Below are 6,451 nucleotides of genomic sequence, written 5' to 3'. Positions count from 1 at the left end.
TTAGGAGTCAGACTGCGAGTGATAAGATCCGTAGTCAAGAGGGAAACAGCCCAGATCGCCAGCTAAGGTCCCAAAGTGTGTATTAAGTGGAAAAGGATGTGGAGTTGCTTAGACAACTAGGATGTTGGCTTAGAAGCAGCCACCATTTAAAGAGTGCGTAATAGCTCACTAGTCGAGTGACTCTGCGCCGAAAATGTACCGGGGCTAAATACACCACCGAAGCTGCGAATTGATACCAATGGTATCAGTGGTAGGGGAGCGTTCTAAGTGCAGTGAAGTCAGACCGGAAGGACTGGTGGAGCGCTTAGAAGTGAGAATGCCGGTATGAGTAGCGAAAGACGGGTGAGAATCCCGTCCACCGAATGCCTAAGGTTTCCTGAGGAAGGCTCGTCCGCTCAGGGTTAGTCAGGACCTAAGCCGAGGCCGACAGGCGTAGGCGATGGACAACAGGTTGATATTCCTGTACCACCTCTTTATCGTTTGAGCAATGGAGGGACGCAGAAGGATAGAAGAAGCGTGCGATTGGTTGTGCACGTCCAAGCAGTTAGGCTGATAAGTAGGCAAATCCGCTTATCGTGAAGGCTGAGCTGTGATGGGGAAGCTCCTTATGGAGCGAAGTCTTTGATTCCCCGCTGCCAAGAAAAGCTTCTAGCGAGATAAAAGGTGCCTGTACCGCAAACCGACACAGGTAGGCGAGGAGAGAATCCTAAGGTGTGCGAGAGAACTCTGGTTAAGGAACTCGGCAAAATGACCCCGTAACTTCGGGAGAAGGGGTGCTTTCTTAACGGAAAGCCGCAGTGAATAGGCCCAAGCGACTGTTTAGCAAAAACACAGGTCTCTGCGAAGCCGTAAGGCGAAGTATAGGGGCTGACACCTGCCCGGTGCTGGAAGGTTAAGGAGAGGGGTTAGCGTAAGCGAAGCTCTGAACTGAAGCCCCAGTAAACGGCGGCCGTAACTATAACGGTCCTAAGGTAGCGAAATTCCTTGTCGGGTAAGTTCCGACCCGCACGAAAGGTGTAACGATTTGGGCACTGTCTCAACCAGAGACTCGGTGAAATTATAGTACCTGTGAAGATGCAGGTTACCCGCGACAGGACGGAAAGACCCCGTGGAGCTTTACTGTAGCCTGATATTGAATTTTGGTACAGTTTGTACAGGATAGGCGGGAGCCATTGAAACCGGAGCGCTAGCTTCGGTGGAGGCGCTGGTGGGATACCGCCCTGACTGTATTGAAATTCTAACCTACGGGTCTTATCGACCCGGGAGACAGTGTCAGGTGGGCAGTTTGACTGGGGCGGTCGCCTCCTAAAGTGTAACGGAGGCGCCCAAAGGTTCCCTCAGAATGGTTGGAAATCATTCGTAGAGTGCAAAGGCATAAGGGAGCTTGACTGCGAGACCTACAAGTCGAGCAGGGACGAAAGTCGGGCTTAGTGATCCGGTGGTTCCGCATGGAAGGGCCATCGCTCAACGGATAAAAGCTACCCCGGGGATAACAGGCTTATCTCCCCCAAGAGTCCACATCGACGGGGAGGTTTGGCACCTCGATGTCGGCTCATCGCATCCTGGGGCTGTAGTCGGTCCCAAGGGTTGGGCTGTTCGCCCATTAAAGCGGTACGCGAGCTGGGTTCAGAACGTCGTGAGACAGTTCGGTCCCTATCCGTCGTGGGCGTAGGAAATTTGAGAGGAGCTGTCCTTAGTACGAGAGGACCGGGATGGACGCACCGCTGGTGTACCAGTTGTTCTGCCAAGGGCATAGCTGGGTAGCTATGTGCGGAAGGGATAAGTGCTGAAAGCATCTAAGCATGAAGCCCCCCTCAAGATGAGATTTCCCATAGCGTAAGCTAGTAAGATCCCTGAAAGATGATCAGGTTGATAGGTTCGAGGTGGAAGCATGGTGACATGTGGAGCTGACAAATACTAATAGATCGAGGACTTAACCATATAATATGTAGCAATGTTATCTAGTTTTGAAGGAATATGCCTTCATAGTTTGGTGATGATGGCAGAGAGGTCACACCCGTTCCCATACCGAACACGGAAGTTAAGCTCTCTAGCGCCGATGGTAGTTGGGACCTTGTCCCTGTGAGAGTAGGACGTCGCCAAGCAACTAAAAACACAAGTCTTTTGACTTGTGTTTTTTTGTATTGTTAAACGGTATGTAAAAGAAGTAATGATAATACAAACACGTTGCCCAAGAGTTAATCATATTATATAAGAGATTGATGTATATTTTTCTGTAAATTGTTAAGGAATAGAAGTATAAAATATGTCCATTTAAATAGGGAGGGAAGGTTATGAAATCACAAAGCGAAGTTTGCATTGTTTGTGAGACAGAAAGAAAAGAAGGTATATATGTTTATAATAATTTAATTTGTTATGAATGTGAAAAAGATATGGTGAATACGGAGACAAATGATCCGAAGTATATATATTATTTAAAACAACTTCGAAAATTAGAAGTATCATATTTTTAAATAGGCATATGCCTATTATTTTTTTTGTTCTGTATAATAGATATAGAATGAATAATAAGGAAGAGATATAGATGAATCAAAATCGTATGCCTTTGTATGAGGCGTTAATGGAATTTAAAGAAAGACGACCACTATCTTTTCATGTTCCAGGTCATAAGAATGGTTTAAACTTCCCTCAGGAAGCTACAGGAGGGTTTAAGGACATATTATCGATAGATGTAACAGAGTTAACAGGATTAGATGATTTACATAGTCCGTTTGAATGTATAGATGAAGCACAGCGATTATTAGCTGAAGTATATGGTGTGCAAAAAAGTTATTTTTTAATTAATGGTTCAACAGTTGGAAATTTAGCGATGATTTTGTCTTGCTGCGGCGAACATGATATTGTCCTCGTGCAAAGAAATTGTCATAAATCAATCATTAATGCTTTGAAATTAGCAGGGGCTAACCCAGTCTTTTTAAATCCATGGATTGATGAAGTACATAACGTACCAGTAGGTGTTCATGATGAAGCTATCAAGGAGGCAATTACAAAGTATCCGAATGCTAAAGCACTTATTTTAACACATCCTAATTACTATGGTATGGGGATTGATTTAGAGGCAAGTATTGCTTACGCACATGAACATAAAATTCCTGTTCTAGTAGATGAAGCACATGGGGCACATTTTTGTATAGGAGATCCATTTCCAAAGTCAGCATTAGCTTATGGCGCGGATATTGTGGTTCATTCCGCACATAAAACATTACCTGCAATGACAATGGGATCTTATTTACATATAAATAGCCGTTTGGTGAGTAAAGAAAAAGTGTCCTCCTATTTAAGTATGCTACAATCTAGTAGCCCATCGTATCCAATTATGGCATCCCTTGATATAGCCCGTTTTGCAATAGCGGTTATAAAGGAAAAAGGTCATGATGATATTGTTGAGTTTTTACGCCGATTTAAAGAAGAATTGCGATCAATCCCGCAAATAGCTATTTTACAATATCCGTTGCAAGATGAATTAAAGGTTACGGTGCAAACTCGCTGTCAGTTATCGGGGTATGAATTACAGTCTGTATTTGAAAAGGTCGGTATATATACGGAAATGGCAGATCCATATAACGTCCTATTTATATTACCGTTACAAGTAAATGGGGAGTATATAAAAGCTATAGAGATAATTCGAGTAGCTTTGCAGCAATATAAGGTAAAAGACAAGACAGCATCAATTCGTTATACTTATAAAGGGGAGATTTCCCCTTTACCGTATACGTATAAACAATTAGAGAGATACGAAACGAAGTTAGTATCTATAGAAGAAGCCGTTGGTATGATAGCTGCAGAAATGGTGATTCCGTATCCACCTGGAATTCCATTGATCATGTATGGAGAGAGAATTACTCAGGAACATACAAAGCAAATTACTCATTTAGAGAAAACAGGGGCTCGTTTTCAAGGTAGTACGAAATATATGAACGTGTATGATATAGAAAGTAGGTTTTAGGATGAAGGGATTATTTGTAACAATTGAAGGGCCAGAAGGTTCGGGTAAAACAACATTAATTAAAAGTTTATTACCATATTTTGAGCAAAAGGAACAAAAGGTAATGGCGACCAGGGAACCGGGTGGTATTGCAATTTCTGAAGATATTAGAACAATTTTACATAAACAAGAATATACGATGATGGAAGCACGTACAGAGGCGCTTCTGTATGCTGCTGCACGTAGACAACATTTAGTGGAAAAAGTTATGCCAGCACTTGAGGAAAACTATCTTGTACTATGTGATCGTTTTATAGATAGCTCTTTAGCGTATCAAGGATATGCAAGGGGCTTAGGTATGGATAAAGTATTTGAAATTAATCGTTTTGCAACGGAAGATTGTATGCCTAGTTTAACAATTTATTTAGACATTGAGCCAGAGGTTGGGTTAGCACGAATTGAAAAAGATGCAGGACGCGAAGTAAATCGACTAGATATGGAAGACATCGCTTTCCATAAACGCGTGCGTGAAGGGTATTTACAAGTTGCAGAGCGCTTCTCTGATCGTATTGTAGTAGTAGATGCTGATCAACCAATGGAAAAACTTATAGAAGAAGTTATTCAGATTGTAGAAGATAAATTGTTATAATAGAAGGAAAGAATGAAATAAGTGAGGTATGCATTATGATAAAGACGTGGGAGCAGCTTTCTGCTATACAGCCCATCGGTGTCAAAATGTTGATGAATAGCATTGCAAAAGAGCGTATATCCCACGCTTACTTGTTAGAGGGAGGGAAAGGGACCGGGAAGTTCGCAACAGCAATTCAAATGGCAAAAAGTTTTCTCTGCTTACAAAGAAATGGTGTAGAGCCTTGTCATGTATGTACGAATTGTCGCCGAATTGATTCAGGTAACCACCCAAACTTACATATTGTAAAACCCGATGGATTATCTATTAAAAAACAGCAAATCCAAGATTTACAAGAAGAGTTTTCAAAAACAGGATTAGAAGCAAATAAAAAAGTATATATTATTGAGCATGCAGATCGTATGACAGCAAATGCAGCGAATACACTCTTAAAGTTTTTAGAAGAACCAAGTAGTGATACAACAGCCATTTTACTTACTGAACAAAGTCATCAGATTTTAAATACAATCTTATCTCGTTGTCAAGTTGTTACATTTAGGCCGTTACCTACAGAATCCTTAATTAAGAGATTAGAGGAAGAAGGTATTACAGTTTCTTTATCTACACTGGCTGCACAGCTTACAAATAGTTTTGAAGAAGCTTTATTAATGTGTAATGATGAATGGTTTGCACAAGCGAGAGCTTTAGTGATAAAATTATGTGAAGCGCTCGAAAAAGATAAGGCCTCTATTTTTTTTGTACAAGAAAAATGGGGGAAGCACTTTGGAGAGAAAGAACAATTACAGCAAGGCTTAGATATGTTACTCCTTATTTATAAGGATTTATTATATGTTCAACTTGGAGAAGAAGATCGTCTTGTTTTTCATGAGCAGAAAGAGATGTTTGAATCCTTTTCTTATGCTCAGAAGCGCATTGTATCAGCTCTCTTTCATATATTAGAGGCAAAAAATAGAATCAACGCTAATGTAAATGCGCAGCTTGTGTTCGAACAGTTAGTGTTGCGGTTGCAGGAGGGATGACCGTTTTGTATGATGTAGTAGGTGTTCGCTTTAAGAAGGCCGGGAAGGTATATTACTTTGATCCAAATCAGTTCGATATCTCAGAAAATGAGTTCGTAATTGTAGAAACGGTAAGGGGTATTGAATACGGAAAAGTAGTTATTACCAAAAAGCAAGTTGATGAAAACGACGTTGTATTACCGCTTAAAAAGGTTATTCGTATTGCAAATGAAAATGATCGTACCATTGTTGAAGAGAATAGGCATGCTGCGAAAGAAGCATATCAAGTTTGTCAACAAAAGGTAGGAGAACATAATCTTGATATGAAGCTTGTAGATGTAGAGTATACGTTCGATCGTAATAAGATTATTTTTTACTTTACTGCGGATGGTCGGATTGATTTCCGGGAACTAGTGAAAGACTTAGCGGCAATTTTTAGGACAAGAATTGAGCTGAGACAGATCGGCGTTCGTGACGAAGCAAAAATGCTTGGTGGTATTGGTCCATGCGGTCGTATGCTTTGTTGTTCTACTTTTTTAGGAGATTTTGAACCTGTATCCATTAAAATGGCAAAGGATCAAAATTTATCATTAAATCCTGCAAAAATCTCTGGTTTATGTGGTCGCTTAATGTGTTGCTTAAAATATGAGAATGATGAATATGAGGCAGCAAAGGAACAACTTCCTGATTTAGATCAACGTATACAAACCCCGCATGGTACTGGCCGTGTTATCGGATTAAATATTTTAGAAAGATTAATTCAAGTGGAACTAGTAGACAAGGAACGGATAGTAGAATATACGTTAGATGAATTAATTAATAAAGGGGTCGTTTCGAGTCAAACCACAGATTAATGAG

At 40.8% G+C, this 6,451-nt stretch carries 5 protein-coding genes and 2 rRNA genes (1 of these 7 cut by a window edge); all 7 read left to right on the top strand.

The genetic code is table 11. The annotated features are described in order from the left end of the window. Positions 1-1,941 (top strand): 23S ribosomal RNA (locus ACP6L7_RS28275) (it extends 981 nt beyond the left edge of the window). Between the two features lie 48 nt (positions 1,942-1,989). Then, positions 1,990-2,105: ribosomal RNA gene (gene rrf, locus ACP6L7_RS28270) — 5S ribosomal RNA — on the top strand. A gap of 189 nt (positions 2,106-2,294) precedes the next feature. Continuing rightward, the gene (locus ACP6L7_RS28265) at positions 2,295-2,474 is read left to right on the top strand and encodes a sigma factor G inhibitor Gin (protein WP_000842053.1); all 180 of its coding nucleotides are present in this window, start codon (positions 2,295-2,297) and stop codon (positions 2,472-2,474) included. Between the two features lie 71 nt (positions 2,475-2,545). Further along, positions 2,546-3,967: an aminotransferase class I/II-fold pyridoxal phosphate-dependent enzyme gene (locus ACP6L7_RS28260; RefSeq protein WP_097832999.1), complete on the top strand. Its 1,422-nt coding sequence runs from the start codon at positions 2,546-2,548 to the stop codon at positions 3,965-3,967. A 1-nt stretch (position 3,968) separates the two neighbouring features. Beyond that, a complete protein-coding gene (gene tmk, locus ACP6L7_RS28255; protein ID WP_097832998.1) occupies positions 3,969-4,595 on the top strand; it encodes a dTMP kinase in 627 nt (208 codons plus the stop codon). A gap of 35 nt (positions 4,596-4,630) precedes the next feature. Beyond that, the gene (gene holB / locus ACP6L7_RS28250; protein ID WP_000598358.1) at positions 4,631-5,614 is read left to right on the top strand and encodes a DNA polymerase III subunit delta'; all 984 of its coding nucleotides are present in this window, start codon (positions 4,631-4,633) and stop codon (positions 5,612-5,614) included. 5 nt (positions 5,615-5,619) lie between these two features. Continuing rightward, on the top strand, positions 5,620-6,447 hold the full coding sequence (locus ACP6L7_RS28245) for a PSP1 domain-containing protein (RefSeq protein ID WP_002107285.1): 828 nt from the start codon (positions 5,620-5,622) through the stop codon (positions 6,445-6,447). Positions 6,448-6,451 lie beyond the last annotated feature (4 nt).

The organism is Bacillus silvicola, from assembly GCF_050524305.1.
GTDB classification, from domain to species: Bacteria; Bacillota; Bacilli; order Bacillales; family Bacillaceae_G; genus Bacillus_A; species Bacillus_A cereus_AT.
Note: the sequence above shows the minus strand (reverse complement) of the source record. Positions and strands in the feature narration are given on the sequence as shown.